The organism is Burkholderia sp. LS-044 (assembly GCF_004803625.1).
Taxonomy (GTDB): domain Bacteria; phylum Pseudomonadota; class Gammaproteobacteria; order Burkholderiales; family Burkholderiaceae; genus Burkholderia; species Burkholderia cepacia.
The window spans coordinates 32028-57615 of the sequence record NZ_SSWO01000027.1 but is presented as its reverse complement, the minus strand read 5'-3'; the positions used below and the strand labels follow the sequence as shown (position 1 = coordinate 57615).

Genomic DNA, 25588 nt, shown 5'->3' with positions numbered 1-25588 from the left:
CGCCCCGCAAGGCCGCAAACGGCCTCCCCCGCGCTATACGGCCGTCAGCGACGCCGGCACGCCGCCTTTCCGAATCAGCACGTCGGGCGTCAGGCCGCTGCACCGTTCGACGCCCAGCATGGCCATGTTCCGGTCCACTTCGTCGCGCAGCAGCCCGATCGCGTGCATGACGCCGGCTTCACCGGCCACGGCCGCCGCGTAATTGAACGGCCGCCCGACGAACACCATGCGCGCGCCCATCGCGACCGCTTTCAGCACGTCCGACCCGCGTCGAAAGCCGCTGTCGATCATCACCGGATAGTCCGCGCCCAGCGCCCGAACCACGTCGGGCAGGATCCGCATCGGCGAGACCGCGCCGTCAAGCTGGCGGCCGCCGTGGTTCGACAGGATGATGCCGTCGGCGCCGGCGTCGCGGGCGATGACGGCATCGTCCATGCTGAGGATGCCCTTGATCACCAGTTCGCCCTTCCATTCCTGCCGGATTCGTTCCAGGTGGCCCCAGTCGAGATGGTCGCGGGCCGAGAAATCCCGCTGCACCGTGGACGACAGGATCGGCGCGCCGCGGGTGGCAAAGGAGTTCTCGAAATGCGGCATGCCGTGCGCGAGCAACGTCCGGGCGAAGATGCCGGCGAGCCAGCGCGGGCGCACGATGCCGTCCCAGAACAGGCGCGGCCCGGGGCGCAGCGGCGTGGTGAAACCGGTACGCACGTTGTTTTCGCGATTGGCGGACACGGGGATGTCGACCGTGATCACGAGCGTCCGGTAGCCGGCACGCGCCACGCGTTCGAGCAGCGCGCCGATGCGGCCTGCGTCCCCGGGCAGGTATGCCTGGAACCAGGTTTCCGGCGCGGCGGCGGCGACCTCCTCCAGTGGAATGAGCGACGAGCCGCTCATGATCGACGCGATGCCCGCGCGCTGTGCGGCACGCGCCAGCACGATATCGCCGCGATAGGCCGACAGCGCATGGATCCCCATCGGCGCGATGCCGAAAGGCGACGCGTAGCGTCGTCCGAACAGCTCGACGCCCTGCTCCCGCTGCGAAACGTTGCGCAGCACGCGCGTCGCAAACCCGTACTCGTCGAACACGGCACGATTGTCGTCGCGCGTGCGGTTGTCTTCCGCGGCGCCGCTGACGTAGCCGAAGATCGGGCGCGGCAGCGCGCGGCGTGCCGCGGCTTCGAAATCGTGGAGGCACAGCATCTTTCGCAGCACGCGCGGCATGTGCGGCGTGCGCGTATCGGCCAGGGGGCGGCTTGTTCCGGGAACGGATGAGGCGGAAGGAGTCATGTCTGAAGCCTGTTTTCGAATCGATGGCGGAATTTTAGGTACGCGCGGCATGCTTAAAAAGCGATAATCTTCCAATGAATTTGTTCGATAAAAGCGAAAGACAATGGCGACCCCGACTCTCAAGCAGCTCGACGCGTTCTACTGGGCGGCGACCTGCGCTAACTTCTCGACCGCTGCGCAACGGCTGCACCTGTCGGTGTCGTCGCTGTCCAAGCGCATCAACGAACTGGAACAGGTCGTCGAACGCACGCTGTTCGACCGGAGCGGCCATCGGGCCGTGCTGACCGACGACGGCGAGGCGCTGCTGCCGGCCGTGGTGCGGGTGCTCGAGTCCGTCGCCGCCCTGCAGGAATCGGTTGCCAGGGACGAAGGGTTGAGCGGCCGGCTGCGCTTCGGCGTCGGTGAACTGTCGGCGCTGACGTGGCTGCCGCGCTTCGTGGCGGCGGTCCAGAAGCAGCACCCGAAGCTGGCGCTGGAGCCGCATGTCGACGTGGGCGCGGCACTGGAGGAGAAAGTCGATGCCGGTGAACTGGATTTCGCGGTGATCGCCGGCCGGTCGTCGCGCAGCAGTGTGCTGTCACAGCCGGTGGCGGAAGCGCGGTTCGCGTGGATGGCGGCCGAGGCGCTGGTCGGCCGCGAGCGCGTCCTGACGCCGGCGCTGCTCGCCAGCCATGCGCTGGTGCTGCTGCCGTCCGGTTCGGGCGTGACACGCATTCTCGACGACTGGCTGCTCGCGTGCGGCGTCAATCACGCGCGCAGGATCGAGTGCAACAACTGGAGTGCGGTGGCCGGCATGCTGGGCGAAGGCGTCGGCATCGGCTTCCTGCCCGTCGACTGGGCGCGCGCGCGGCCGGGCGGCCATCTCGTGCAGCTGACGAGCGAGCCGCCGCTGGCGCCGCTTCAATATGCGTTCCAGTGGCGCCGCGGCGACGTGCGCGGGCTGATTCCGTCGATGCTGTCGCTGGTGCGGCATTACGCGGACTTCCGCTGAACCCGTGCTTGCCGCCCGGCGTCAGGCCCGGGCGATCGCGACGAAGCGTGCCGTCGTCACGCTTCGTCGATGCGCGAGACCTGCTTGGGATCGGGCATCCACAGGTAGCACAGCAGCGACACGAGCACGCACGCCGACACGTAGTAGAAGAACCACGCTTCGTGTCCGATGCTCTTCATCCACAGCGCGACGTATTCGGCCGTTCCGCCGAACAGCGACACCGTGATTGCGTACGGCAACCCGACGCCCAGTGCGCGCACGCCGACCGGAAACAGTTCGGCCTTGGCCACGGCGCTGACCGACGAATACAGGCTGACGATCAGCAGCGCGGCGACGATCAGCGCCAGCGCGGCGCCGGTTGTCTGAACGCCGCGGAGCGCCTGGAAAATCGGCACGGTGCAGAGCGTGCCGAGTACGCCGAACGCGATCAGCAGCGGGCGACGCCCGACGCGATCGGACAGGCTGCCGAAGATCGGCTGCATCGCGACGAATGCCAGCAGGCTGATCACGGAGACCATCGATGCGTCGGCCTTGCTCATCCCCGCGCTGTTGACGAGGAATTTCTGCATGTACGTCGTATAGGCATAAAACGCGACCGTGCCGCCGAGCGTCAGGCCGGCCACGATCAGGCACTCGCGTTTGTGGTGGAACAGGTCGGCGATCGACGCGTGGCGGCGCTTGCTGCGGCGGTGCTGCTCGAACGATGCCGTTTCCTGCATGTTGCTGCGCAGGAAGATCGCGCTGCAGGCCAGCAGCGATCCGAGCAGGAACGGGATGCGCCATCCCCAGCTTTCGAGTTGCGCGGTGGTCAGGAAAAACTGCTGCAGCACGACCAGCACGCCCATCGCGAGCAACTGGCCGAGCGACAGGGTCGCGAACAGGAAGCTCGAATAGAAGCCGCGCCGGGACTTGTCGGCCATCTCGCTCAGGTAGGTTGCCGAACTCGCGTATTCGCCGCCGAGGCTCAGCCCTTGCAGCAGTCGCGCGAAGACCAGGAGCACCGGCGCGGCAAGGCCGATCGTGTCGTAACCGGGGGTCAGGCCGATGATCAGCGAGCCGACGCACATCGCCAGCACCGAGACGAGCAGCGCGGCCTTGCGTCCGTTGCGATCCGCGTACAGGCCGACGAGCCAGCCGCCGATCGGGCGCATGACGAAGCCGACGGCGAAGATGGCCGCCGTGTTCAGCAACTGCACGGTCAGGTTGCCGTTGGGAAAGAACGCCTTCGCGAAATACAGCGAAAACGCGGAATACACGTACCAGTCGTAATACTCGATGAGGTTGCCTACCGATCCGCTGAAGATGGATCGGAGGTTCGCGAGGGTTCCGGTCGGCCGGGAATCCGTGGCCGTTGCAAGAGGGCTGACGCGCGACACGTAATGTCTCCGTTTCGATTGTGCTCGTGATCCGTGCAAGTGCCGGCCGTGGGCGGGCCGCTTGCGATCGGGTGTGGCAAGGGTAGAAGAGACATTGCGTTGTAGAAAGCGAAATAATGACAAGGAGCCTGTTCGCTTTCTGGAAAGTCAGGCCGGCAACTCCCCGCTTCCGTGTCTGTTTCGGCGTCGTTCCGTGTTCCCCGGTTATCAGGGATCGATCGCCGGAAAGCCTTGTCCTGGAAGGCGCCCCGCATTCCGGATACATTGAAATACAAAATATCGCATGCGATTTAATCGAATGCGCTTGACGTGGGCGGGCGACAAGACCAAACTGCGTCGCATGCGATCGAATCGCATCTGAGAAAAACCTCAACTGACGGAGCAAATGATGAGCAAGATCGAACAAGTGCTGTACACGGGCAAGACGCATACGACTTCCGGCGGCCGCGACGGTGCGGCACGCAGTTCCGACGGCCGCCTCGACATCCAGTTGTCGTCGCCGGGCAGCGCCGGCACCGGCACCAATCCCGAGCAACTGTTCGCAGCGGGCTGGTCGGCCTGCTTCATCGGCGCGATGCAGCTCGCGGCGCGTGCCTCGAAGGTGACGTTGCCGGCCGATCTCGCCGTCGACGCCGAAGTGGATCTCGGCACCGCCGGCAACGCGTACTTCCTGCAGGCCCGGCTGAACGTGAGCGTGCCGGGGCTCGATCGCGACGTCGCGCAGCGCATCGTCGATGCCGCGCACCAGACCTGCCCGTATTCGAAGGCGACGCGCGGCAACATCGACGTCGACATCCGTATCGCTTGAACGCACGTCGGGCGGCCTGGCGCCGCCTGACCGAATGCCCGGTTCTTATTCTTTTTTTCGAGGTGAATGATGAATACCCGACTGATCGCCGCCCTTCTCGTCGCTGTTTCGGCCTCTGCTGCCGCACCGGCGTTCTCCAGCGAAACCACCGTGACGCGTGCGCAGGTGCGCGCCGAACTCGCCCAGCTGCAACACGCCGGCTACCCGCTGAATCGCGCGACCGACGCAACCTATCCGGACGATCTCCAGGCCGCACTCACGCGGATCCAGGCGGCCGATGCGGTCGCCGGCAACGACCAGGCGTCCGGCTATGGCGGCAACGGCGATGCGGCCACGCAATCGGGCCGCCGGCATGCAGTCAGCGTGGCCGACCGCTCGGTGTATTTCGGACATTGAGCGTGCTTGCGCCGTCCGTCGAAACGCGAACCCTGAATTCCTTCCATCCCTGTTCTGTCGAGGTAAATGATGAAAACCCAATTGATCGCTGCCCTTCTCGTCGCCGTGTCCGCCTCCGCCGCCGTACCGGCGTTCGCCGCTGAAGCCGTCGTGTCCCGCGCGCAGGTGCGTGCCGAGCTCGTCCAGCTGGAACAGGCCGGTTATCGGCCGGGCCGCGCGAACGATCCGCACTATCCGGTCGACCTGCAGGCCGCGCTGACGCGCATTCACGCGAACGACGCCGTGGTGGCCGATGTGGCGACATCCGGCTACGGCAGCGAAACCGTCGCCGCGACGCAGTCGGGCCGCCGGCCCGCGACACGCGTCGCCGAACGCTCGATCTACTTCGGTCATTGAACGAAACCGCGAACGGCGCCGGCTGCCGGCGCACGATGCGCAACCGCTGAATCCATTTTTTTGTCGAGGTGAATGATGAAGACCCCACTGATCGCCGCCCTTCTTGTTGCCGTGTCGGCCGCCGTTGCCGCGCCGACGTACGCTGGCGAAAGCACCGTGTCGCGTGCGCAGGTGCGTGCGGAACTGGCCGCACTGCAAAAGGCCGGCTACCTGCCGAACCGTCCCAACGACCCGAACTATCCGGACAATCTGCAGGCCGCGCTGCGCCGGGTCCACGACAACGATGCGGTCGCGGTCGGGTCGCAAGCGTCCGGTTACGGCGGCGATGCCGTCGGTGCAACGCAGTCGGGAAACCGCAGCGTGATTCGCATGGCGGAGCGCTCGATCTACTTCGGCCATTGAGCATGCGTCGCCGGAATCGTTACGCCCGTCCGGGCGGCGCGGTACGACGTGCGGGGAACGGGGGCGCGCGAGCACGACGCGCTCCTCGTCGCCTTTTGGCGGCAAGCAGCGATGCAGGTTGATGTACATCCGTTACTTGCGTCGGCCCGGGATTCGATCGCGCGCGGCACCGATGCGGCCGCCGGTTCTCGCGACCCGCGCGCATGCAAGAAGAGACAGCATTCGTGGCAGGCCGAACAACATCCCATTCCCAAACGCGTTCACGATGATGAACGCACGTCTGCCGATGGCCCGGCGCCGCTCGAATCGAGTGACGGCGTATGGCGCAACCGGGTGATATCGACGCCGTGCAGGATCGTTGCTTCCGCAACCGCATCCCGCTGCGGCGGTGCATCGGGCCATTGACGGCCGATTGCATCGACCCGGCGTTCGAACGCGGTACACGACGGCGGGCGGAAAGTTCATCCACGCGATGCCGATCCGGATGGCGCGAATGTGCATCGCCTCCAGGTAGCGCGGCACGTAGGTGAACGGGTAGAACACGCCATCCGCGGCCAGGTGGCGCACGAACGCGCAGTGAACGATCGCGACGGCCTGTTCGGCCGGCATCGCGACAAGCGGCATCTCGTCGAGGTGACTGCCGGTACCGGAGGGCACGGGCTGGCGGTGATCCTGTCGTTTCCAGTCAGGGCGGAGCCGGCGCGCCGGCAACGCTGGCCCGGGCTTCGGCAACACGTGCCGCGCACCCCGCACCGTGCCGGTGACACGATCGATGTTGCGCCGCGCCCTGCCTCTCCGGTCCCGGTCTATGCTGTGCAACCGAAACCTTCAATCGAGGAGCAGCCGATGTCCGATGCAACGACCGGAAACGCGACAGGCGCAACAGGCAGTACGCACCCGCTCGACCATGTGGTGTGGAACGCGCTGACCGGCAGGCAGCGCCGCTTTGCGCTCGGCGACGGCCGTGCATGGCGGTTTCCGGCCGCCATCGCGCCGTTTGCCGCGATCGAGGATACCGGCGCGGCATCGTTCGACGCGTTGCGCGCACTGGTCGCCGCACACGGACCGGCGGCACTCGTCATGCCGGACGAGATCGAACTGCCGGCGGGCTTGTCGGCGATCCGGCGCGCGACCCTGTTGCAAATGGTCTGGCAAGGGACGCCCGCCCCGGCACCTGAAGCGGGCCACGTCACGCTCGCCGAAGCCGACGTGCCGGACATGCTCGCGCTGACCACGGCCGCGCAGCCCGGCCCGTTCGGCCCGCGCACGTTCGAGCTTGGCCGCTATATCGGCATCCGCAACGAAGGCAGGCTGGCCGCGATGGCCGGCGAGCGGATGCAGGTCGACGGGTATACCGAGATCAGCGCCGTGTGCGTGGATGCCGCGTTCCGGCGGCAAGGGCTGGCGGCACGTCTGATCCGGTCGTTGATCGCGGCCATCGATGCGCGCGCGGAAACGCCTTTCCTGCACGTCCTCACGTCCAACCGGGTCGCGATCGAGCGTTATCTCGCACTGGGTTTTGTCGTGCGCCGCGAGATGCACCTGCTGGTGCTGGGCGACGGGCACGCATGACGACGCGGCCGGCACGATGCACGTGCCGGCCGCTGGTAGCCCGTGGGCTTATTCGTCGGTCGAGCGGATCAGGTTGCCGCGCAGCGTGACGATCGCCTTCTGCATCTTCGCGAATTCGTCCGGCTTCAGCCCGGTGGCCTCGACGAGGTTCATGTCGAGCCCCTTCTCGCGCACGCGGCGCCCGCTCTTCGTCAGGCTGACGAGCACCTGGCGTTCGTCCGACGGATCGCGATGCCGCTCCAGGTAGCCCATTGCCTCGAGCTTCTTCAGGATCGGCGTCAGCGTATTGGATTCGAGGAACAGCTTCTCGCCGAGCTGGCCGACCGTCTGGTTGTCCTGCTCCCACAGCGCAATGATCGTGATGTATTGCGTGTACGTGAGGCCCAGCTCTTCGAGGATCGGCTTGTAGGCCTTGCCGAACGCGAGGTTCGTCGAGTAGATCGCGAAGCACAGGAACTCGGACAGCTTCGGCGCGGCGGTGGATGGTGCTTCGGTCGGTTTCATGAACGTCCTCCAGCGACGCGAACGGCCGCAGATGGACGGATTATATATCGCGTGCGATCTTATCGGAAGCATGATAAATCGGTCTCGATGAACCAACGGGCGCCGCGCGCCGTCAATGCGGCGTGCGGCGCTTGCCGGTCTGCACGCGGCTGGCCGACAGCAGCGTGCATTGCACCGGATGCGCGATTTCGGTCGCGACTCCGCCTGCCGCAAACAGCAGGATCATCAGCCAGCGTTTCATGCGTCCTCCACGACCGAAAGGCTCGCGCCGTCGGCGACCGTCGCGTCGAGCGCATACGGGTCGATACCGTCGAGGCAGCCGAGATTGACGCGCCAGCAGGCCGGGTCCTTGCGGGTCTGATGGAACGGATAGACGCCGCAATGGCTGCAGAAATAGTGGCGCGCCGTGTGTGTGTTGAAGCGGTAGCACGTCAGCGCGCCCTCGCCTTCGACGATCTTCAGTTCGCTCGCGGCGAACATCGGGCTCATCAGCGCGCCGCGCCGGCGGCACAGGCTGCAGTTGCAGCGAACCGCCGGCGTCACGGCGGCTCGGACTTCGAATCTGACGGCCCCGCAATGGCAGGACCCTTTGAGCCAGGTTGCAGACATCGTGCACTCCAGAAGAGGTCATGCCTGCTTTATAGCGGACGCCCGAACCTGCGATGTATCGCGATGTATCCGCAGTTCGCGCAGATACAGGACGTTTCAAATCGGCGGCGCTGCAATCGCGTTGCATTCTCCGATCGCCGGCATGCGCATGCGGCCCGCCGCGTGTGGAGCGCGGATCGCGCGATCAATCCAGCACGTGCTGCATCCGCTCGATCGCCGCCCGCGTCTCGCGTTCGAGTGCGGCGAACAGCTCGGCCGCCGGCAACTGCCGCACGAGCGGCGCCGCCTGCCCGGCCCACTGCGCGCCGTAGCCGAATTCGCCCTTTGCCTTCGCGGCTGCATGCAGCGCCTTGCCGGCGTCGTAGGCGATCGGGTACGCGGGCGTGGCCGGCGCCTGCGGGTCGTCGCCGAGCGCGGTCAGCCGGTTCGCGATCCCGCGCGCGATCCGGCCGGAGATCGCGGCCGTGAACGTCGTGCGCCGTGCAGCGTCGCTTAGCAGCGCGCGGCGATAACCGTCATCGATCGATGTCTCCGGGCACGCGACGAACGCGGTGCCGAGCTGCGCGGCCTGCGCGCCGAGCGCGAGCGCGGCGGCGATGCCCTCGCCGTCCATGATGCCGCCGGCGGCGATCACCGGCAGCGCGCATTCGCGCACGATCAGGCGCGTGAGCGCGAACGCGCCGAGGCGGTCGTCATGGGCGGTCGAATCGAACACGCCACGGTGGCCGCCCGCTTCGATGCCCTGCGCGACGATCGCGTCGATGCCGGCGGCGGCGATCCGGTGCGCCTCGTCGAGGTTCGTCGCGGTCGCGAACAGCGTGACGCCCGCGCGCGTCAGCGCGTCGATCACGTCCGCGGACGGCAGCCCGAAATGGAAGCTGACGACGGCCGGCTTCTCTTCGACGAGCAGCGCCTGCATCGCGTCGTCCGCGACGAAACTCGTATAGATCTCCGACAGCGATGCGGGCGGCGTCGCGCCGTATTCGCGGAACGCCGGCGCGAGCCAGTCGAGCCACGCGCGTTCGACGGCCGCGTCGGCGCGTGCCGGCCGGTGGCAGAACACGTTGATGTTGAACGGCCGGTCGGTGAGCGCGCGCGTGTCGCGGATCATCTTGCGGGCGCCTGCGGCGTTCGTCGCGCCCACGCCGAGCGAGCCGAGCCCGCCCGCATTCGACACGGCGGCCGCCAGCGCCGGCGTGCTGACGCCGGCCATCGGCGCCTGGACGATCGGTGTGCGCACGCCGAGCGCGCGCAACAGCGTACGGTTGTCGGTCGATTGATTCATGTCGCTGGCCTCCTGCAAGATCCGCAATCGAAATGCCTCGACCGGATGCGGGCCGAAGCGCGTGCGTCGGGTTCGGATCGGTGCGCGTGAGTCGTGCCTTGCGCGCAGCCGGTCGCATGAAAGTTCTGTCGAAAAGGCGCGCAGCCGTGCGGTGCGGTGTTTGCCGTCGCGGCGACGGCGTACGACATCGCGCGTTGCGCGGCGCGGCACCTGCTGCTGCGCCCATCCTACGCCCGCCCGTGGCCCGCCGGCCAGCGGCTATCGGCCGCGCGCCCAATGCGCGAGCCCCGCGCAAGCCGCCAGCAGCGCACCCGTCACGAAGAACACCGAATGCAGCCCGAGCGCGACGCCGATCTGCCCGCCGATCACCGGGCCGATCACCTGCCCGCTGAACTGGGCGGACTGCAGGTAGCCGAGCATCTGCCCGGTCGCGTGCTCGTCGACCGATTGCCGCACGAGCTTGCCGATCGACGGCAGCAACCCCGCGAGGGTCATGCCCATCAGCGCGCGCAGCGCGGCGAGCTGCCACCAGTGCGTGACGAACGCCTGCGGCACCATCGCGAGCGCGGTCAGCAACAGGCAGCCGATGATCACGTTCCAGCTGCCGATCCGGTCGGCCAGCGCGCCGAGCCGGGCGGCGGTCAGCATGCTGCCGAGCGCCGAGCACGCCATCACGACGCCGGCGATACGCGCAAGATGATCGCCACCGACACCGAGGCCGCCGATATAGACGGTGATGATCGGTTCGATCGACATGTTCGCGAGCAGCACCATCATCGCCGTCACCAGCAGCGCGGCCACCGCCGCACGATTCGTGCCGCGCGACGTGCCGGCCGTCGCGCTCGCGGTGCGCGGTTTCGCGTCGGTGCCCGCGTGGAAATCCTCCTTCACGACGAAGATCGTCAGCAGCGCGGCGACGGCGATCATCGCGCCACCGGCGAAGAACGTGCCGCGAATGCCGAGCCAGCCCGGCAGCAGCCCGCCGACGAGCGGCCCGACCAGGTTGCCCGCGAGCGCGCCGGTCGACAGGATGCCGAGCGCCCAGCCCGCGCGTTCGCGCGGCGCCTGCGTGCCGACCATCACGGTCGAGGCCGACGCGTAACCGCCGACGAGCCCCGCGAGCAGCCGCAGCACGACGAGTTCGACCACGTTGTGCGCGACGCCGATCAGCGACATCACGATCGCCATGCCGATCGCCGCGCGCACGAGCATCGGCTTGCGGCCGAAGCGGTCCGCGAGCCGGCCCCACAGCGGCGCGGTGACGGCCGTGCCGAGAAACGTCGCGCCGAACGCGACGCCCGACCACTGGATCACGGCCGACTGCGCTTCGACGCCGAGTTGCCGCACGTACAGCGGTAGGAACGGCAGCAGCATGCTCAGGCTGACGAGCGTCGTGAACGACCCGAACACGCAGACGGCGAGATTGCGCCGCCAGTAGCGCGCGTTGCGTTCGGCGTAGCTGGCGGCGGGCCGTTCGGCCCGTGCTGCGGCGGGGGCTGGCGAGATCGTGCTCATTGCGCCCTCGCCGTTGCGGTCGTCGGTGCGGCAAACCCTTGCGCGACGAAGTGCGCCGGCAACGGCACCAAGGCGAAACGCGCAACGCCGATGCCGGATCCGGCGCGGCGCGCGCCGAACGCACGGGCGCGGTGCCGGCCAGGAAGCGCTCGATCCATGTTGACCTCCATTCGCTGAACGGGCGCCATGCGCGTCCGTTGGTTGAAGGAAGTCTAGATTGAGCCGATTGCCGAGTGAATCGCCGTCACTCGAAAGCCATTCTTCCGCATCCCGGTTCAATCGCCGTCGGTGATGGCCGCCAGCCGCGCGAAGTGCTCGCGCAGGCGCGGCGCCGCGAAATCGACGAACGCGCGCACCTTCGGTACGGAAAGGCGCCCGTAAGGCGTGACGAGATGGATCGGCAACGGCGCGTGTTCGCTGTCGCGCAGCACGATCCGCAGCATGCCGTCCCGCACCGGTTCGGCGACGTGATAGGAAAAGAGCCGCGTGACGCCGTGGCCGGCGACGGCCGACGCGACCGCGCCGCGGATCGTGTTGATGATGAAGCGCGGCGCGAACTGGACGACCTGCGGCAGCGCCGCCGGCGCGGACGGCGGGAAGCTCCACGAATCGAGGCCGAAATGCGTCATCGAGATGATCCGGTGCCGGGCGAGATCGGCCGGCGTCTCGATGGCCGGATGCCTGGCCAGGTAATCGGGCGACGCCACGACGACCCGCCGCACCGCGCCGACCGGAATCGCGACCAGCGTCGAATCGCTCAGGTGCGCGATCCGCAGCGCGACGTCCATGCCTTCGTCGATCAGGCTGACGGGACGGTCGAGCAACTGCAGGCGGATCGACACGGCGGGATGGCGTTCGATGAATTCGTCGAGCAGCGCGCGCAGCACGTCCTCGCCCGCGGCGACCGGCGCGGTGACGGTAAGCATGCCGCGCGGCGCCGAGCGTTCGTCGGCGACCAGCATGTCGGCTTCCTCGAGATCGGACAGGATGCGGCGGCACGCGGCGGCGTAGCGTTCGCCGGCTTCGCTGAGCCGGATCGTCCGGGTCGTGCGGTACAGCAGCGCGGTGCCCGTGTGCGCCTCGAGAAACGCGATCGCGCGGCTGACCGCCGCCGGCGACCGGCCGAGCTTGCGGCCCGCGCCCGCGAGGCTGCCTTCGTCCAGCGTGGCGACGAACACCTTCATCGCGTCGATTCGATCCATTGTTTGAGCGGGCCGGGTGCGAACGGCCGTGTGATGGGCGGCAGGCAAGCGAGCGAGCAGTCTACCGCACACCGGTGCGATGCCCGGCCCGGGGGATGCTGCACTTGCCGCTTTGGCCCTACAATGCGCAGGCGAAAAAACCGCACGAACGGCCGTCAGGGTGCCGCGTTCATCGAACGCAGCGTCTGACATTCAAGCGGTTCCGCTGAATAACGAACCACAACCAACCAGCACTCATGAAAAGAAGAACATTTCTCGCGCTGCCCGCCGTGGCCGCGTCCGGCATGCTTGCCGGCTGCTCCAATTTCGGCCCCGTCACCAAGGCGTGGATGAGCGATTCGAAATACGACGAAACCTTGTCGACGTTCCTGATTACCGCGGACGGCAAACAGCTCGTCGTGCTCGGCAAGAAGTATCACTACATCTTCGAGATGCCGCTGAGCCTTGCGACGGTGCTCAACGCCCCCTATCGCCCCAAGATTCACACGGCGTTCAGCGATTTCGAGGCGCACGGCGACGCCATTACCGGTCAATACACGATGCGGCTGGACTACGCGGATGCGCCGACCGGTTCCGACGTGCGCGAGCGTGCGCTCGCGGACGGCTTCAAGAAGGACGGTGCCTACCTGGAGTCGGAAGGCAGGATCAGCGGCAAGCGCTATCTGCCGAACGGTGTCACGTCTTCGTCAGTCCCGCAGGCGTTCAATCGGCCGTACGAGGTCACGGTGACGGACAAGCTGACGGCTGTCGGCCGCGGCGCGAAGCTGGCCTTGTCGCCGATCGCGATGGCGGCCGATGGCGCATTGGGCCTGCTCGGCCTCGCGCTGTTTCCGATCGCGCTCACCACCTTCATCATCGTGGCGAGTTGAGGTGCGATCGGCGATGAAATCTCCTGTCCGAAACCTGTTCCGCATCGGCTGCGCGGCGGCCTGCCTCGCGTTCGCGCAACATGCCGCTGCCGAAAGCGACTGGGACGCCGCGCGCCATGTCCGTACCGACTGGGTGTTCGCGTCGATGAAGGAAAGCGACGTGCGGCCCACGCTCGATCGCGCGCTGAAGGACCAGGCGCGCTGGGCCGGCCTGCCCGGCAACGCACCGGATGCCGGTGCGTTCAGCTGCACGAAGCTCGCGCTGCCGCCGCCGTCGGCCGAAGCGCAGGCCGCGTTCGACGCGGCGCCGTCGTCGCGCGGCCGCGACGCCGACAAGGCCTACGCGAAGGCCGCATCGCTCGGTTCGTGGCGTGCGGCCGCGCGCCTCGCGAGCAGTTCGCTCGACGACGAGGATTGGGAAGGCGCGCAGCCGGCGATTGCGTGGCTGCTCGTTCATCACGTGCCGGCCGGCTACAACAAGCTCGCGGATGTCTTGCAGGCGATGTCGGGCTACGACGGCGAAACGCCCGGCGAAGGCATGAGCGGGATGATCGCGTCGCTGCGCTGGCGCGCGGCGCGCGAAGGCGATCCGGTCGCGCAGATGGAAATGGCCGACCTGTTCGAGAAGCTCGGCCAGCCCGATCTCGTCACCGTGTTGCGCGCGTGTGCGACGCAGCAGAATCCCGCGCTGAAATGATGCGAGCCGGTATGCCGCAATGACGGGCGGTGTACCGGTTCGTGCGGTGACGTTTGCCGCGACGTTGCCGCATCAGACTTCGTACCGCACCACATGCGCTTCGGTGGGCAGCGGCGGATCCCAGCGCGGCAGCATCGCCTCGAGCGCGCGGTTCGTCAGCGACGTGTCGCGCCGCGCGTTGCGGCGCAACAGCTCCGCGCGCGGCTGCTCGAGATAGACGAGCGTCACGTCGGCGCCGTACGCGAACAGCAGGTCGAGCGTCTTCTTGCGCATCAGCGGCGACAGGTTCGTCGCGTTCCACACGAACGGCCGCTTCTCCCGCAACAGCGCTTTCGCCGCGTCGACCGCATGGTGCGCGACGGCGCCCTCGTTTTGGCCATGGCGCAGCCCCAATGCATCGCGTGCATCGTCGAACGACACGACGGGCAGGTCCGGATGATGCCGCGCGACCCACGTGTTCTTGCCCGACGCGGGCAGGCCCGACATCACGACGACCCGCGAACCCGACGTGCGGAACAGCGGATAGTCGGGATGCACGTCCGCGCCGCGAAAGTAGCTGAGCGCGGTGTGCGCATCGGCGAACGCGCGCGGCTGGCCATAACACCCCTCTTCCCGCGCCAGTTCGCGAAACAGTTCGATGTTGTCGAGCACGCGCTGCGTATCGCTGCAGATGCGCCCGCGCATATCGGCTTCGGCGAGCAGGCACAGCAGCGGCAGGCTCACCTGCCACGACAGTTCACGCGCGATGAACTCGGGCGTGCCGCGGCGCGACCCGCTCATCGCGAAGAACGGCACCTGGTGCACGGCGATCATCCGGCAGATCGCCTCGCGCACCGCGAACGGCACGCCGGCATCCCACAGCGCGATACGCGCATCGATCGCCCCCTTGCGCGAGTGGCCGGGATGACCGATCGCGCCGGTGACGGGATCGACGACCGTCGTGCGGTACTTCGCGATGTCGTGCAGCAGCGCGGCCAGGAACACGATTTCCTGGTCGGCGCGCGATGCGGCCTGATAACCGGGCAACGCGAGCAGCGCATCGATCACCATCGTCGTATGCGTCCACACGTCGCCTTCGCCGTGATGCGCCGGCTCCTGCGGTGTCGTCTTCGCCTGTTCGAGCGCGGGAAACGCCGCGAGGCAGGCGCGATAGTCCGGCTGCCGGCCGGGCGCTGGCACGAGTGCCTGCAGTTGTTCGTACTTCATGATCAAGACTCCTCTCGAAACGGCGCACGGCCGTTCCGCATTCATGGGTGCGCGCGCGTCGCGGCGATCGATCGCCACGTGACCGTCGGCCGCGGCGCATACAGGTCGACATCCGGTGCGAGCAGGTTCGGGATGAACGGCTGCTCCGAGTGATGGCGCGCCGATTCGAGAATCGCCTGCACGAAATCGTGGCGGACCCACTTCAGGCGCGCGGTCGTCGTGTCGTCCGTCTCGACCTTCACGTAGAGCCCTTCCGCGCGGGCCGACTTGTCGCACTGCTGCCATGCGCGCGCGAGGTCGAGCCCCTGCCGCCGCACCGTTTCCTCGAACGCGCGACGCCAGTCCGGCGTCTTCGCGAGCGACGGGCCGAGCAATGCCTTCAGGTCGGCGAGCCGCGCCGGCGCGATGCCTTCGTACAGCACGGGCACCGACAGCACGGGCCCGTCGGCAAGCAGCGCACGACGCGCGCACGTCGACAGGAAACGGCCCGTCGTGCGGTCGAACACGTCGAATTCGAAGAAGTGATGCGGCAGCGCGTCGTAGAACACCGCGTGCTTCTTGCTCATCGTCTCGCCGTACATCACGTAGCGATCGCCGAGGCGGTCGAGCAGCCAGCCTGCATGGGCGGCGGCCCACGTCTTCACGAAACCGAACTGCCGCTCGCGGCCGCCGCCGGCCAGATAGTGGCCGCGCGACTGCAGCAGCAGTTCGCCCGCCGGGCCGAAGCTGACGCCCGTGTTCGCGCCGTCGAGCTTTTCCTCGACGACGATGTGTGCGCCCGCGAGGGTGCGATAGGGAACGTGTTCGCGACCTTCGTCGCCGTCCTGCAGGCGCGAACCTTCGAGATGCGGCGTGCGCGGGTAGCGGGCGAGGTCGAGCGATTGCGCGTATGCGCGAAAATCCAGCGTCATGGTCTTTCTCCGGAAACAGGGGAAAAGCCGACGACGTGAACGAACGGTCTGGTGTGCGTTGCGGTGTCAGTGCTTGTCCGGGCGCGTTCCCGCAGTCGACGTTCCGGCGCCGCGAGGCGGGCGGAAACGGGCAGGACGACACGCGGCCGGGACGGCAGTCGTCGGCGTATCAGGCGAAGGGACGAATGTTTGCGGGCACTTGGATCACCGGTTCGATGAGGGTTCAGGGATGAAGCAGGCGGATGCTACGAAACGGCTTTTGCACTGTCAAGCGCTGCCGGAGCCCGCTGATGCAGCCGCCTGCATGCGTTGAGTGCCTGCTGTGGCGTGCCGCACGCGCCATCGGCACGAACATTGTCAGGATGTCTATATGTGTGTTTTTCGCCACATCGGGCGACGATTCGGTAGGCGCCGCCGCGCTACCCGCTTGCTGCGCCCGCTGCGTGCATGCTAGAGTCGCCGCCATTCCGATCAACCCCTCACCCGCAAGGAGAAGAACATCATGACGTCACGCCAACGCTCCTCCCGTCGCGGGTCGTAGTCCGGGTTTTTCGCGTCCGTCCGTTTCATCGTTCACGCCACGCAGCCGCACACCGTATCGCCGTCACGGCGATGAGCCGGGTCGTTCCGATCCGGTCGTGCCGCCCTCTTCCCGACTTCCGATGTCAGGCAGCGCATTCGAGCGCTGCCTGTGCCATGGCCCGCCGTTCTACCTTTTCATCGAACGGAAACCTCCATGGGCAATTCCATGCAATACCTGGGCGAGCGCGTCACCTTGTGCGCTTGCGCCACCACCTGGATCGAAGGTGAGGCCATCCGGCAGCTCGAACACGCTGCCGCCCTCCCCGGCATGCGGCGTGTCGCCGGCATGCCCGATCTTCACCCCGGACGCGGCTACCCGGTCGGCGCCGCGTTCTTTTCGACGGGCCGGCTGTACCCGGCGCTGATCGGCGGCGATATCGGCTGCGGAATGGCGCTGTGGCAAACCGCGCTCGATGCGCGGCGCGTCAGCCCGTCGAAGCTCGCGAGCCGGCTCGGCTCGATCGACACCACGCCCGATGCAAGCTGGCAGCCGCTCATCGCGGCCGCCGGGTTCGCGGATCACGCGTTCGCGGCATCGCTCGGCACGATCGGCAGCGGCAATCATTTCTCGGAAGCGCAGCGGATCGACGCGGTGTACGACGCTGATGCCGTCCAGGCGCTCGGCCTCGATCGCGAGCGCCTGCTGCTGCTCGTGCACAGCGGGTCGCGCGGTTTCGGCCAGTCGATCCTCGAACAGCACATGCGCGAGCACGGCTACAACGGGCTCGACGACACGGATGCCGCATGCACGGCCTACCTTGCGCGCCACGACGCGGCGTTGCGCTACGCGATCGCGAATCGCGACCTGATCGCGCGGCGCATGCTGGCGCGCTGGCGCAGCGACGGCCGGTGCGTGCTCGACGTGAACCACAACCTGGTGAGCCGCGCGCGCGTCGACGGCGAGCCCGGCTGGCTGCATCGCAAAGGTGCGACGCCGGCCGATGCGGGGCCGGTCGTCATTCCCGGGTCGCGCGGCGACTACAGCTATCTCGTCGCCCCCGTGCGGCCCGACGATGCGGCCAGCCTCGCGTCGCTTGCACACGGCGCGGGCCGCAAGTGGGCGCGCGGCGATTGCAAGGGGCGTCTCGAACGGCGCTTCACCCCGTCGCAGCTCACGCGTACGCCGCTCGGCAGCCACGTCGTCTGCGAAGACCGCGAACTGCTGTACGAGGAAGCGCCGCAGGCCTACAAGCCGATCGACAGCGTCGTCGACGCGCTCGAGGCGGCCGGCCTGCTGCGCAAGCTCGCGCGGCTCGCGCCGGTGCTGACCTACAAGACGTCCGGGGAGGCCGGCCGATGCTGATGCAGATTTCTTCCGCGCACGGGCCGCTGGAGTGCCAGCTCGCCGCAGCCAATGCGTTGCGGCGCCTGCAGGCGGAAGCCGATGCGCAGCGCGTCGTCGTCACGGTGCTCGATGTGCAGCCGGGCGAACGGCCCGGCACGCTGCGCTCGGCGCTGCTCGATCTCGACGGTGCCGGCGCGCAAGCGCTGGCGGACCGCTGGACGGGCACGCTGCAATGGATTTGCGCAAGCCCGTACCGGTTGCGCCATCCGCGCAAGAACTGGTTCATCGGTGTCACGCGCTGCGCCGACGCGCAGCCGCTGCCGGATGGCGACGTGCGGTTCGAAGCGATGCGCGCACGCGGGCCGGGCGGCCAGCACGTGAACAAGACGAGTTCGGCGATTCGTGCGACTCATGTCGCGACCGGCCTGTCGGTGCGCGTGGAAAGCGAGCGCAGCCAGCACGCGAACAAGCGCCTCGCGCTGCAGTTGCTGCAGGTTCGACTGCAGCAGGAAGCCGACCGTCACGCGTCCGACGCGCGCCGGCAGCGGCGGATGCAGCACTTTGCGCTCGAGCGCGGCAACCCCGTGCGCGTGTTTCACGGGGCGGCGTTCGTGCCGGCCGACTGAGCATGACGGCCCGACTGCCGGCGGTTGTTTCGCCGGCAGTCGCGCAACGGGCCTCATGGTTTTCCCGGCCAGCCGGTTGCGTGAGCGCGCCGGCGGTTCCGGTGCGCGACCGCACGCCACGCAGGCTGTACGGGCCTCACGCGCGGATGCCGGCTGCCGCGTGTTCCGCACCCTTTCTGCGCGGGAAAGGATGCTTGAAACATCCGCAATTATCACGTGCCGCGGATTTGCCCACCATGTGCCGGACGATCGGTACAGCCCGCCTGTCCGGCCTTTCAACGGCCTTGCGGTGCCTGCCGCCACGTCGTGCGACCGGATGCATCGCGCCGGTCGCGAACGGCCGGGCTTCGCGCCACGGCGTACCGATAATCAGGAGACACGATGAACAGCCATTCCCTCGATCTCGGCGGCAACGCGGGCGAACCCGCGCCCGCACGACCTGCGGCCGCCGCCGGCACGGGCGCTGCCGGGTCGGCCCTCCCCGCCCGCCGCGTCACGCTCGGCGATTTCATGGACGACCTGCCGGTTGGCGCATTGCACCGGTTCGTCGTCTGGGTGATCGGTATCGGGCTGTTTTTCGACATGTACGAGATCTTCCTCGTCAGCACGATCGGTTCCGCGTTGCAGAACGAATACGGGCTGAGCCGGCAGAGCACCGATTTCAAGCTGCTGCTGGCCTCGGCGTTCATCGGCATGTTCGTCGGCGCGATGTGCCTCGGCAGCCTCGCCGACCGCATCGGCCGGCGCAAGGCGTTCCTGCTGACGCTCACGTGGTACAGCGCGTTCTCGCTGGTCGGCGCGTTTTCCGTGAACGCCGACATGCTCGTCGCGTGCCGGTTCCTGACCGGCATCGGCGTCGGCGCGATCTATCCGGTTGCCGACAGCTTCCTGTCCGAGATCCTGCCGAAGGAAAAGCGCGGACGCCTCGCCGCGTGGGCCTATACGACTTCCTATGTCGCGGTGCCGCTCGTCGGTTTCCTCGCGCTGTGGCTGAATCCGCTGCACGTGGGCGGCGTGGCCGGCTGGCGCATCATCCTCGCGATCGGCAGCCTCGGCGCGGTGTACGTGCTGTTCGTCCAGCACCGGCTGCCGGAAAGCCCGCGCTGGCTGCTCGCGCAGGGCCGCACCGCCGATGCATGCGCGGCATTGCGGCGCTTCGCGGAGGGCACCGGCGTGCGCGTGCCCGAGCAATTCGCGGAACCGGTCGAGCCGCAACGGCCGCTCGGGCTCGGCGAGCGTATCGCGCTGCTGCGGCGCGAACCGTACGGCGCGCGCTACCTGATGCTCGCGATCTTTCATCTGTTCCAGGGCTTCGGTTATTACGGCTTCGGCACGCTGGCCGGCACGGTCGTGAAGAGCCGCGGCTTCGACGTGACGGACAGTACGCTGTTCATCGCGCTGTCGTTCATCGGCTATCCGGTCGGCTCGCTGCTGTCGATTCCGCTGCTCAACTGGATCGAGCGCCGCACGCTCGTGATTGCGTCGATCCTGTCGATCGCGGCGTTCGGGCTGTGCTTCGCGTACTCGGGCCAAACCGTGCTGATCGTCGGCTTCGGGTTCCTGACGACCTGCGCGTCGAACGTGTTCAGCAACGCGTATCACGTGTACCAGGCGGAGATCTTTCCGGCGCACGTACGCTCGACGGCGATCGGCAGTACCTATGCGCTGTCGCGCATCGTCAGCGGTGCGCTGCCGTTCGTGTTGCTGCCGGTGCTCGGCGGTTACGGCGCGGGCGCGATGTTCGGCGTGATCTCGGTTGCGCTCGGCATGGTCGCCATCACGCTGCGCGTGCTCGGGCCGCTGACGACGCGGCGCAGCCAGGACGAGATCAATCCGGTTTGAGCGTGTGTCGATGCTGGCGCGGGAACGCGCTCACGCATCGTTCCTGATGCTTCGCGGATGGCCGGGCTATCGGTTGCCCGGCGGCCCACGGCAGACGGGCGCATCTTCCGCGCACGGTCACGGTTACGGCCGCGGTCACGCAACGCCCGCGTGCGCCGACCGCTGGCGGGCGAAATCCGAAGCGGGATGCCCGGCGATCGACGGTTCTGCCCTTCACTACGCGCCGTCGCGGCAAGGGCCCTGCGACGCCATGTCCGCGCGAGAAACGACGACCGTGAATTCGATCCCGGATTCAAAATCCAGTGTCATGGTCGAGAAGCGCGGATCGTCATCGAGATAGTGCTTGTACGGTCGAACGGCGTCCTCGGCCGTGTACATGTTGTCGGCCAGGACGATCGACCCCGGGCGCAGCAGGCGCTCGATCTGCCTGAACAACTTCAGGTAGGCGTCGGCCCAGACGTCGATGAATACCATGTCGAAGTGCCCGTCCAGTTCGGCAACGGTCTCGAATACGTCGCCCTCCCGGATGTCGACATGGGCATCCAGGCCCGCCGTGCCGACGTGATCGCGCAATCGGGCGCACTTGAGCGGGTCGCGTTCGGTCGCGACGACCACGCCACGGCCCAACGTGCGCAGTGCTTCGGCGAAATACAGCGTGGACACGCCGCACGAGCTGCCGAGTTCGAGGATGCGGGCCGGCCGTTGCGAGAGCACCATGTTGCGCAAGAACCCGCCCGTTTCCGGCGACACGGCCAACGATAGCCGGCTGCCTTCCGGGGATTCGAAGTCGTCGGTGAACAGCCCGAACGTTTCGAGAAACCGCCCCCGCAGACGGGGGGCGATCGCTTCGTATTCCTCTGCTAACGACAGAAGCTCCTCGTTCGATCCCGGGAACTGCGCGCGGGCGCGGGCGATGATTTCGGTCCGGCTCTCTTCGTGGAGCCGTCGCAGAAGAACGGCGGTAGGTGAAGCCATGTGCGTTCCTTGACGAGATTGATCACGTCGACGATGTATTCGGCGGCGCCTCTTCCGCCAGGGTTTCGGCGCGGTCGCTCGATATCGGCGACATGCGGAGGTTGTCATGCGATTCGGGCGAGCGTGATGGCGCGCTCGGGGCACGCGGTCACACACAGTCCGCATGACCGGCACGCATGCGCGTTCGGCGTGTAGGCGACTTCCATGCCGTGCACGCGCAGCTTCAGGCGATGCATCAGGCCGAGGCCGACGTAATCGGCCGGGTCGATGCGTCTGACCTCGAACACGTTTTCAGGGCAAACCGCGACGCAATCCCCTTTGCCTTCGCAACGCTTCAGATCGACGACCGGCGCGATCACGCCCGGTTGCTGTTTGCAGTCGCCCGTGGATTTTTCGCGCACGTTCACGCTCCCGAGGGCCGGTCGTCGCCGGAGCGCCACGCGTTGCGGAAATGCTCGCGTTCCTCGGGCGTCATCGATTCCCACTTGCGCCAGTGGCGCCGGCCGCGCCAGCCGTGGTGTCCGCGGAATCCGCCGAACAGGATGCGGCTCAACACGAGCAGGCCCAGCGCCCGGGCGAAATCGATCGTACGGGCCCCGACGAACAGCGCCGGCATCACCCAGTTCCACAACATCATGACGACCCATCCGAGCACGCCTATGGCAATCAACGCGAGCACCGCCTTGCCCGCGCATCTGATTCGAAAATTCATTTGTCGACTCCTCTAGATATTGTCCAGTTCGTCATGAATGAGCTGCAGTCGTGCACGCAGATGCAAGACCGCATAGCGTTTGCGCGCGAGCAGCGTATTGAGCGCAACGCCGCTTTGCGTGGCCATCTCCTTGAAGGAACGGCCCTCCAGTTCGTGCGCGATAAATACCTCGCGCTGATTCGCCGGCAGCTCGTCGAGCGCATCCTGCAAGGCTTCGAGCAGGAGCGTGCGCGCGTAGACTGCTTCGGGGCCGGCATCGTGCGCCGGCAGCACGAGATCCAGGCGGTACTCGCTGTCCGCGTCGTCGTCGGCCTCGGACAGATCGGTCAGCGGCTGCTCCTTCTTCTTGCGAAAGCGGTCGACGATACGGTTGCGCGCCGCGCGGAACAGCCACGCGCTCACCTGTTCGATCGGCGCCGGAAGCCGGTAGGCCTGGACGAATTCGTGAAACACGTCCTGAAGGATGTCCTCGGCATCGTCCGGGTCGCGAATCCGACGCCGGATGAAGCTCACCAGCCTCGTTCGTTCACGCATCACTATCGCGGTGATGTCGCGGTCTGGGTCGGTCATGTGCGTGAAGTGGGTGGCGATTCCATGCACCTGAAGACGTTTCAGGCGCGGGAATATTGTGTCGAGTGCGAAAAATGACTGCTCAACGCGGCGGCTTCAAGGGAGAGATCGGTCACACAGCCCGTCCGGCGGGCAGGAATTGGTCCGGCCCGACGGTCATCGCCGACACGAGCGGGAACGGTGTAACGATAGTGCAAGGAACGAACCCGCGACGACAAGGCGAAGTGTGCGGGCGGCAGGCACGGGCGTTGCCGGGGCGAGACAGGAAAGTACGTGCCGTGCTCGCGACTGTCGGCTGCATCCGGGTTGTACTACTCGCCGGCTGTTCGCGGTCGTCCGCCGGTCGGTCTGACGCGGCTGCTACGAATCGGCTTCCCGCAACGGCATCGGCTTCCCGCCGCGGCGAGCCGAACGCGCCCCGACGATCGCCCTTCCCCGAAGCCGCACCGCGACAATCCCCGCCAGCTCGCAGGCCGGCCTCAACGCGCCGACATGAAGTCGAACAGCTTCGCGATATCGGTCGTCAGCACGGTTCCGGCCTTCACGCCGACCCAAAGCGTGCGCGTCGCCCACGCATCGTCGAGCTTCACGACCCCGAGCCGCGCCGCGCGCTCGCCGGTCACCGCGTCGCGCGGCAGGATGCCGATCCCGAGTCCCGCCTCGATCATCCGGCTCACGCCGTCGAAATTCGATACCTGGATCCGCAGCTTCAGCGAACGCTCGACCGCGAACGCGGCGTCGGTCATGCGCGCGAGCAGCGAACTGCCGTCGCTGAGCCCGACGTAGTCCTCGTCGAGCGTGTCCGCGAAGCGGATGCTGTCGCGCGCGGCGAACCGGTGCGTGCGCGGCACGAGCAGCACGAGTTCGTCGCGGCGGTACAGCCTTCGTTCGATACCGGGGGCCGGCACGTTGTCGGCGAACACGCCGAGATCGGCCTTGCCGGACGCGAGCGCGTCGACGATCTCGTGGCTCAAACGCTCCTCGAGGCTGACCTTGATACCCGGATTGTCGGTGAGGAACGCCGCGAGATCGGCGGGCAGGAACTGGACGATCGCGGACGTGTTGGTCCACACATGGATGTGGCCACGCACGCCGGCGACGTAGTCGCTCATCTCGTGCGCCATCCGGTTGACCTGCTCGATCACCTTCGCCGCATGGTCGAGCAGCGCGCGGCCCGCGGGCGTCAGCTCGACACCGCGCGCATGCCGGACGAACAGCGCGCTGCCCGTCACGCTTTCGAGCTCGGCGATGCGCTTGCTGACCGCGGACAGCGTGAGCTGGCCGTGCTCGGCCGCTTTCGTCAGGCTGCCGTGCTCGGCGACGAGCGCGAACACGCGCAGCGATTGCAGATCGAAATGAAGCGGATTCACCATGTCGTGGGTCCTGGGGAGGCCAGGCCGGCGCTTGCCGTCAGCGCGGCGGCCTGACGCCGATCATACGCCCGGCCGACCCCGCGCGATACGGTGCACTACGGCGCAAAACAGCGCCTAGCGCGGCGCGATCGACTGCAACGCGGCGAGCATCGCACCGTCCGGCTTCGCGAGATCGTCGAGCACGTCGAAGTGCCGCATGCCGGGGAGCCCGACGTGGACGATCCGTTCGCCGGCCGCTTCGCATGCCGTCGCATAATCGCGTGCCTGCCGGACGAGTTCGGGCAGCTCGGCATCGCCGACCGCAACGACCGTCGGTGCGCCGGGCCCGACATGGCGCAACGGGCTGTACGCGTCGACTTCGCGCGCGCTGAGCTGCAGCTTGTCGTTCAGGACGCACAGCGAGATCGGTTCGAGATCGACGAGCGGGCTGATCGCGAGCGCCGACACGACGGCCGGATGCGCGCGGTACACGGCCGTCAGGTGGCCGCCCGCCGAATGGCCGCTCAGGTGGATCGGCCGCCCGGCGGTACCGATTGCGTCGGGGTCGTTCGCCAGGTAGTCGAGCAGCGCGCCGATCTCGCCGACGATGCCGGTCATCGTCGCGACCGGCGCCAGCGTGTATTCCGCGAGTATCACGTCGAAACCGCGCGCGAGCGGCCCGCTCGCCGCGTACGCGAAATCCTCTTTCGCGCAGTGCTGCCAGTAGCCGCCATGAATGAACACGAACAGCGGCGCATCGGGCCGACCGCACGACAGCCAGTCGAATCGCTGCGCGGGCTGCGCACCGTAACGCAGGTCGCGCCGGCCGCGCGTCGTGTCGTAGAGCGCCGCGCTGCGCGCCTGCATCGACGCCAGCAGCGCAGGGAAATCGGGTACCACCTTCGTGTTCAGATAGGCGGCGTCGAGTGCCGCGCGGTCCATGCCGCGATAGAGGATCGTCATCGGAATCGTATGGGTCGGGTTGCGGAAGCGCGGACGCAGGCGTCGCGTCCGGTGCGAAGGCGGCTTCTCAGTCGCCGAAGCACGCATTATCCGCAGCGCGGCACGGGCCGGCTATCCGGAATCGGCGAGCGCGGAAACCGGCTGTCCGTTTTCGGCGGCAGACCGACGCGGCATGCGTTCGCACCGGTACGATCCGGGCCGCATGCGCGATGGCACGAGATGCCCGCCGGCGCGCCCGGCGGTCGGATCGAGTCAGATCAGCTCGGAGATCTCGATCAGGTTCAGGTCGGGATCGCGCACGTAGACCGAGCGGATCTTCTGCGTCGCGCCCGTGCGTTCGACGGGCCCTTCGACGATCGGCCATTCGACGCGCTTCAGGTGCGCGATCACGTCGTCGAGCGGCACCGACGCGATGAAGCACAGGTCGAGCGCGCCGGGCACCGGCACATGCGCTTTCGGTTCGAACTCCGCGCCGCGCACGTGCAGGTTGATCTTCTGGTTGCCGAAGCGGAACGCGATCCGGCCGGCTCCGAAGGTTTCGAGCTGCATCTGCAGCACCTCGGTGTAGAAATGCGTCGTCCGGTCGGGATCGACGCAGGTCAGCACGAGATGGTCGAGGTGGTCAATCAGTGCCATGAGGTTCGCTCCGGTTGGT

The 25588-nt window shown here is 67.5% G+C and carries 28 protein-coding genes and 1 pseudogene; 11 read left to right on the top strand and 18 right to left on the bottom strand.

Going from position 1 to position 25588, the window contains the following annotated elements:
* Window positions 1-33: 33 nt before the first annotated feature.
* Window positions 34-1392, bottom strand: coding sequence for an alpha-hydroxy acid oxidase (locus tag E9536_RS38735; protein WP_168799622.1), 1359 nt, complete (start codon window positions 1390-1392; stop codon window positions 34-36).
* Here E9536_RS38735 and E9536_RS38730 point away from each other — a divergent pair.
* Complete coding sequence (locus E9536_RS38730; RefSeq protein WP_060084902.1) at window positions 1391-2278, top strand: LysR family transcriptional regulator; 888 nt, start codon at window positions 1391-1393, stop codon at window positions 2276-2278. The two genes, E9536_RS38735 and E9536_RS38730, sit on opposite strands and share 2 nt — an antisense overlap.
* Window positions 2279-2334: 56 nt before the next feature.
* Here the strand turns inward: E9536_RS38730 and E9536_RS38725 are convergent, their stop codons facing one another.
* Window positions 2335-3654 (bottom strand): MFS transporter, encoded by a 1320-nt coding sequence (locus E9536_RS38725; protein ID WP_027787365.1) that lies wholly within the window; start codon window positions 3652-3654, stop codon window positions 2335-2337.
* 388 nt (window positions 3655-4042) lie between these two features.
* Between E9536_RS38725 and E9536_RS38720 the strand changes: the two genes are divergently transcribed.
* The 4 genes from E9536_RS38720 (at window position 4043) to E9536_RS38705 (ending at window position 5656) form a co-directional block, all read left to right on the top strand.
* Complete coding sequence (locus tag E9536_RS38720) at window positions 4043-4462, top strand: organic hydroperoxide resistance protein (RefSeq protein ID WP_136472837.1); 420 nt, start codon at window positions 4043-4045, stop codon at window positions 4460-4462.
* Window positions 4463-4531: 69 nt separating this feature from the next.
* The gene (locus E9536_RS38715; protein WP_027787367.1) at window positions 4532-4858 is read left to right on the top strand and encodes a DUF4148 domain-containing protein; all 327 of its coding nucleotides are present in this window, start codon (window positions 4532-4534) and stop codon (window positions 4856-4858) included.
* A gap of 69 nt (window positions 4859-4927) precedes the next feature.
* A complete protein-coding gene (locus tag E9536_RS38710; protein ID WP_060372797.1) occupies window positions 4928-5254 on the top strand; it encodes a DUF4148 domain-containing protein in 327 nt (108 codons plus the stop codon).
* 72 nt (window positions 5255-5326) lie between these two features.
* A complete protein-coding gene (locus E9536_RS38705; protein WP_091925411.1) occupies window positions 5327-5656 on the top strand; it encodes a DUF4148 domain-containing protein in 330 nt (109 codons plus the stop codon).
* Window positions 5657-5916: 260 nt separating this feature from the next.
* Here E9536_RS38705 and E9536_RS42715 read toward each other — a convergent pair.
* Window positions 5917-6280 (bottom strand): annotated as a pseudogene (locus E9536_RS42715) (phospholipid methyltransferase); the annotation flags it as partial.
* Between the two features lie 222 nt (window positions 6281-6502).
* On the opposite strand from E9536_RS42715, the gene E9536_RS38695 reads away from it, so the two are divergent.
* Window positions 6503-7228, top strand: coding sequence for a GNAT family N-acetyltransferase (locus tag E9536_RS38695; RefSeq protein ID WP_119337040.1), 726 nt, complete (start codon window positions 6503-6505; stop codon window positions 7226-7228).
* 48 nt (window positions 7229-7276) lie between these two features.
* On the opposite strand, the gene E9536_RS38690 is transcribed toward E9536_RS38695, so the two are convergent.
* From E9536_RS38690 to E9536_RS38665, 6 genes are all read right to left on the bottom strand, one after another.
* The gene (locus tag E9536_RS38690) at window positions 7277-7732 is read right to left on the bottom strand and encodes a MarR family transcriptional regulator (protein WP_059682567.1); all 456 of its coding nucleotides are present in this window, start codon (window positions 7730-7732) and stop codon (window positions 7277-7279) included.
* Between the two features lie 112 nt (window positions 7733-7844).
* Window positions 7845-7973 carry a hypothetical protein gene (locus E9536_RS42600; protein ID WP_255221834.1) on the bottom strand — a complete coding sequence of 43 codons (129 nt, stop codon included), beginning with the start codon at window positions 7971-7973 and terminating at the stop codon, window positions 7845-7847.
* Entirely contained in the window at window positions 7970-8341 is a 372-nt protein-coding gene (locus tag E9536_RS38685; RefSeq protein ID WP_048022703.1) for a GFA family protein, read from the bottom strand. Before E9536_RS38685 ends, E9536_RS42600 begins: the two co-directional genes overlap by 4 nt.
* Window positions 8342-8525: 184 nt before the next feature.
* Window positions 8526-9626: a nitronate monooxygenase gene (locus E9536_RS38680; RefSeq protein WP_136472835.1), complete on the bottom strand. Its 1101-nt coding sequence runs from the start codon at window positions 9624-9626 to the stop codon at window positions 8526-8528.
* Window positions 9627-9884: 258 nt separating this feature from the next.
* Window positions 9885-11141: an MFS transporter gene (locus E9536_RS38675; protein ID WP_136472833.1), complete on the bottom strand. Its 1257-nt coding sequence runs from the start codon at window positions 11139-11141 to the stop codon at window positions 9885-9887.
* A gap of 275 nt (window positions 11142-11416) precedes the next feature.
* Window positions 11417-12343, bottom strand: coding sequence for a LysR family transcriptional regulator (locus E9536_RS38665; RefSeq protein WP_136472853.1), 927 nt, complete (start codon window positions 12341-12343; stop codon window positions 11417-11419).
* Between the two features lie 236 nt (window positions 12344-12579).
* Here E9536_RS38665 and E9536_RS38660 point away from each other — a divergent pair, with 236 nt between their 5' ends.
* Both E9536_RS38660 and E9536_RS38655 read left to right on the top strand, forming a co-directional pair.
* Complete coding sequence (locus E9536_RS38660; protein WP_136472829.1) at window positions 12580-13212, top strand: 5-formyltetrahydrofolate cyclo-ligase; 633 nt, start codon at window positions 12580-12582, stop codon at window positions 13210-13212.
* A 13-nt stretch (window positions 13213-13225) separates the two neighbouring features.
* Window positions 13226-13909, top strand: a complete 684-nt coding sequence (locus tag E9536_RS38655; RefSeq protein ID WP_136472827.1) for a hypothetical protein — start codon at window positions 13226-13228, stop codon at window positions 13907-13909.
* Window positions 13910-13981: 72 nt separating this feature from the next.
* Here E9536_RS38655 and E9536_RS38650 read toward each other — a convergent pair whose 3' ends face one another.
* Together E9536_RS38650 and E9536_RS38645 are read right to left on the bottom strand one after the other, a co-directional pair.
* Window positions 13982-15115 carry an AAA family ATPase gene (locus E9536_RS38650; RefSeq protein WP_136472825.1) on the bottom strand — a complete coding sequence of 378 codons (1134 nt, stop codon included), beginning with the start codon at window positions 15113-15115 and terminating at the stop codon, window positions 13982-13984.
* A gap of 41 nt (window positions 15116-15156) precedes the next feature.
* Window positions 15157-16026, bottom strand: a complete 870-nt coding sequence (locus E9536_RS38645; protein WP_124544959.1) for an RNA ligase family protein — start codon at window positions 16024-16026, stop codon at window positions 15157-15159.
* Between the two features lie 736 nt (window positions 16027-16762).
* Here E9536_RS38645 and E9536_RS38640 point away from each other — a divergent pair.
* The 3 genes from E9536_RS38640 (at window position 16763) to E9536_RS38630 (ending at window position 20361) form a co-directional block, all read left to right on the top strand.
* Window positions 16763-17911, top strand: a complete 1149-nt coding sequence (locus E9536_RS38640; RefSeq protein WP_136472823.1) for an RNA ligase RtcB family protein — start codon at window positions 16763-16765, stop codon at window positions 17909-17911.
* Window positions 17905-18519 (top strand): peptide chain release factor H, encoded by a 615-nt coding sequence (prfH, locus tag E9536_RS38635; protein ID WP_021159612.1) that lies wholly within the window; start codon window positions 17905-17907, stop codon window positions 18517-18519. The genes E9536_RS38640 and prfH overlap by 7 nt, the downstream gene beginning before the upstream one ends.
* Window positions 18520-18900: 381 nt before the next feature.
* Window positions 18901-20361 (top strand): MFS transporter, encoded by a 1461-nt coding sequence (locus tag E9536_RS38630; protein WP_136472821.1) that lies wholly within the window; start codon window positions 18901-18903, stop codon window positions 20359-20361.
* Between the two features lie 216 nt (window positions 20362-20577).
* On the opposite strand, the gene E9536_RS38625 is transcribed toward E9536_RS38630, so the two are convergent.
* The 7 genes from E9536_RS38625 to E9536_RS38595 form a co-directional block, all read right to left on the bottom strand.
* Entirely contained in the window at window positions 20578-21336 is a 759-nt protein-coding gene (locus E9536_RS38625; protein ID WP_136472819.1) for a class I SAM-dependent methyltransferase, read from the bottom strand.
* Window positions 21337-21440: 104 nt separating this feature from the next.
* Complete coding sequence (locus E9536_RS38620; RefSeq protein ID WP_059700385.1) at window positions 21441-21737, bottom strand: 4Fe-4S dicluster domain-containing protein; 297 nt, start codon at window positions 21735-21737, stop codon at window positions 21441-21443.
* Between the two features lie 2 nt (window positions 21738-21739).
* Window positions 21740-22048, bottom strand: coding sequence for a hypothetical protein (locus E9536_RS38615; RefSeq protein WP_027787384.1), 309 nt, complete (start codon window positions 22046-22048; stop codon window positions 21740-21742).
* Between the two features lie 12 nt (window positions 22049-22060).
* Window positions 22061-22618 (bottom strand): sigma-70 family RNA polymerase sigma factor, encoded by a 558-nt coding sequence (locus tag E9536_RS38610; protein ID WP_027787385.1) that lies wholly within the window; start codon window positions 22616-22618, stop codon window positions 22061-22063.
* A 479-nt stretch (window positions 22619-23097) separates the two neighbouring features.
* Window positions 23098-23991 (bottom strand): LysR family transcriptional regulator, encoded by an 894-nt coding sequence (locus E9536_RS38605; protein ID WP_021159618.1) that lies wholly within the window; start codon window positions 23989-23991, stop codon window positions 23098-23100.
* A 114-nt stretch (window positions 23992-24105) separates the two neighbouring features.
* The gene (locus tag E9536_RS38600; RefSeq protein WP_059682831.1) at window positions 24106-24933 is read right to left on the bottom strand and encodes an alpha/beta hydrolase; all 828 of its coding nucleotides are present in this window, start codon (window positions 24931-24933) and stop codon (window positions 24106-24108) included.
* A gap of 252 nt (window positions 24934-25185) precedes the next feature.
* Window positions 25186-25569: a VOC family protein gene (locus E9536_RS38595; RefSeq protein WP_059588273.1), complete on the bottom strand. Its 384-nt coding sequence runs from the start codon at window positions 25567-25569 to the stop codon at window positions 25186-25188.
* Window positions 25570-25588 lie beyond the last annotated feature (19 nt).

Excerpts from the sequence above, each read along its gene's own strand:
- E9536_RS38730 (WP_060084902.1), top strand. The coding sequence starts at position 1,391 with ATGGCGACCCCGACTCTCAAGCAGCTCGACGCGTTCTACTGGGCGGCG.
- E9536_RS38720 (WP_136472837.1), top strand. The coding sequence starts at position 4,043 with ATGAGCAAGATCGAACAAGTGCTGTACACGGGCAAGACGCATACGACT.
- E9536_RS38715 (WP_027787367.1), top strand. The coding sequence starts at position 4,532 with ATGAATACCCGACTGATCGCCGCCCTTCTCGTCGCTGTTTCGGCCTCT.
- E9536_RS38710 (WP_060372797.1), top strand. The coding sequence starts at position 4,928 with ATGAAAACCCAATTGATCGCTGCCCTTCTCGTCGCCGTGTCCGCCTCC.
- E9536_RS38705 (WP_091925411.1), top strand. The coding sequence starts at position 5,327 with ATGATGAAGACCCCACTGATCGCCGCCCTTCTTGTTGCCGTGTCGGCC.
- E9536_RS38695 (WP_119337040.1), top strand. The coding sequence starts at position 6,503 with ATGTCCGATGCAACGACCGGAAACGCGACAGGCGCAACAGGCAGTACG.
- E9536_RS38690 (WP_059682567.1), bottom strand. The coding sequence starts at position 7,732 with ATGAAACCGACCGAAGCACCATCCACCGCCGCGCCGAAGCTGTCCGAG.
- E9536_RS42600 (WP_255221834.1), bottom strand. The coding sequence starts at position 7,973 with ATGAAACGCTGGCTGATGATCCTGCTGTTTGCGGCAGGCGGAGTCGCG.
- E9536_RS38685 (WP_048022703.1), bottom strand. The coding sequence starts at position 8,341 with ATGTCTGCAACCTGGCTCAAAGGGTCCTGCCATTGCGGGGCCGTCAGA.
- E9536_RS38680 (WP_136472835.1), bottom strand. The coding sequence starts at position 9,626 with ATGAATCAATCGACCGACAACCGTACGCTGTTGCGCGCGCTCGGCGTG.
- E9536_RS38675 (WP_136472833.1), bottom strand. The coding sequence starts at position 11,141 with ATGAGCACGATCTCGCCAGCCCCCGCCGCAGCACGGGCCGAACGGCCC.
- E9536_RS38665 (WP_136472853.1), bottom strand. The coding sequence starts at position 12,343 with ATGGATCGAATCGACGCGATGAAGGTGTTCGTCGCCACGCTGGACGAA.
- E9536_RS38660 (WP_136472829.1), top strand. The coding sequence starts at position 12,580 with ATGAAAAGAAGAACATTTCTCGCGCTGCCCGCCGTGGCCGCGTCCGGC.
- E9536_RS38655 (WP_136472827.1), top strand. The coding sequence starts at position 13,226 with ATGAAATCTCCTGTCCGAAACCTGTTCCGCATCGGCTGCGCGGCGGCC.
- E9536_RS38650 (WP_136472825.1), bottom strand. The coding sequence starts at position 15,115 with ATGAAGTACGAACAACTGCAGGCACTCGTGCCAGCGCCCGGCCGGCAG.
- E9536_RS38645 (WP_124544959.1), bottom strand. The coding sequence starts at position 16,026 with ATGACGCTGGATTTTCGCGCATACGCGCAATCGCTCGACCTCGCCCGC.
- E9536_RS38640 (WP_136472823.1), top strand. The coding sequence starts at position 16,763 with ATGGGCAATTCCATGCAATACCTGGGCGAGCGCGTCACCTTGTGCGCT.
- prfH (WP_021159612.1), top strand. The coding sequence starts at position 17,905 with ATGCTGATGCAGATTTCTTCCGCGCACGGGCCGCTGGAGTGCCAGCTC.
- E9536_RS38630 (WP_136472821.1), top strand. The coding sequence starts at position 18,901 with ATGAACAGCCATTCCCTCGATCTCGGCGGCAACGCGGGCGAACCCGCG.
- E9536_RS38625 (WP_136472819.1), bottom strand. The coding sequence starts at position 21,336 with ATGGCTTCACCTACCGCCGTTCTTCTGCGACGGCTCCACGAAGAGAGC.
- E9536_RS38615 (WP_027787384.1), bottom strand. The coding sequence starts at position 22,048 with ATGAATTTTCGAATCAGATGCGCGGGCAAGGCGGTGCTCGCGTTGATT.
- E9536_RS38610 (WP_027787385.1), bottom strand. The coding sequence starts at position 22,618 with ATGACCGACCCAGACCGCGACATCACCGCGATAGTGATGCGTGAACGA.
- E9536_RS38605 (WP_021159618.1), bottom strand. The coding sequence starts at position 23,991 with ATGGTGAATCCGCTTCATTTCGATCTGCAATCGCTGCGCGTGTTCGCG.
- E9536_RS38600 (WP_059682831.1), bottom strand. The coding sequence starts at position 24,933 with ATGACGATCCTCTATCGCGGCATGGACCGCGCGGCACTCGACGCCGCC.
- E9536_RS38595 (WP_059588273.1), bottom strand. The coding sequence starts at position 25,569 with ATGGCACTGATTGACCACCTCGACCATCTCGTGCTGACCTGCGTCGAT.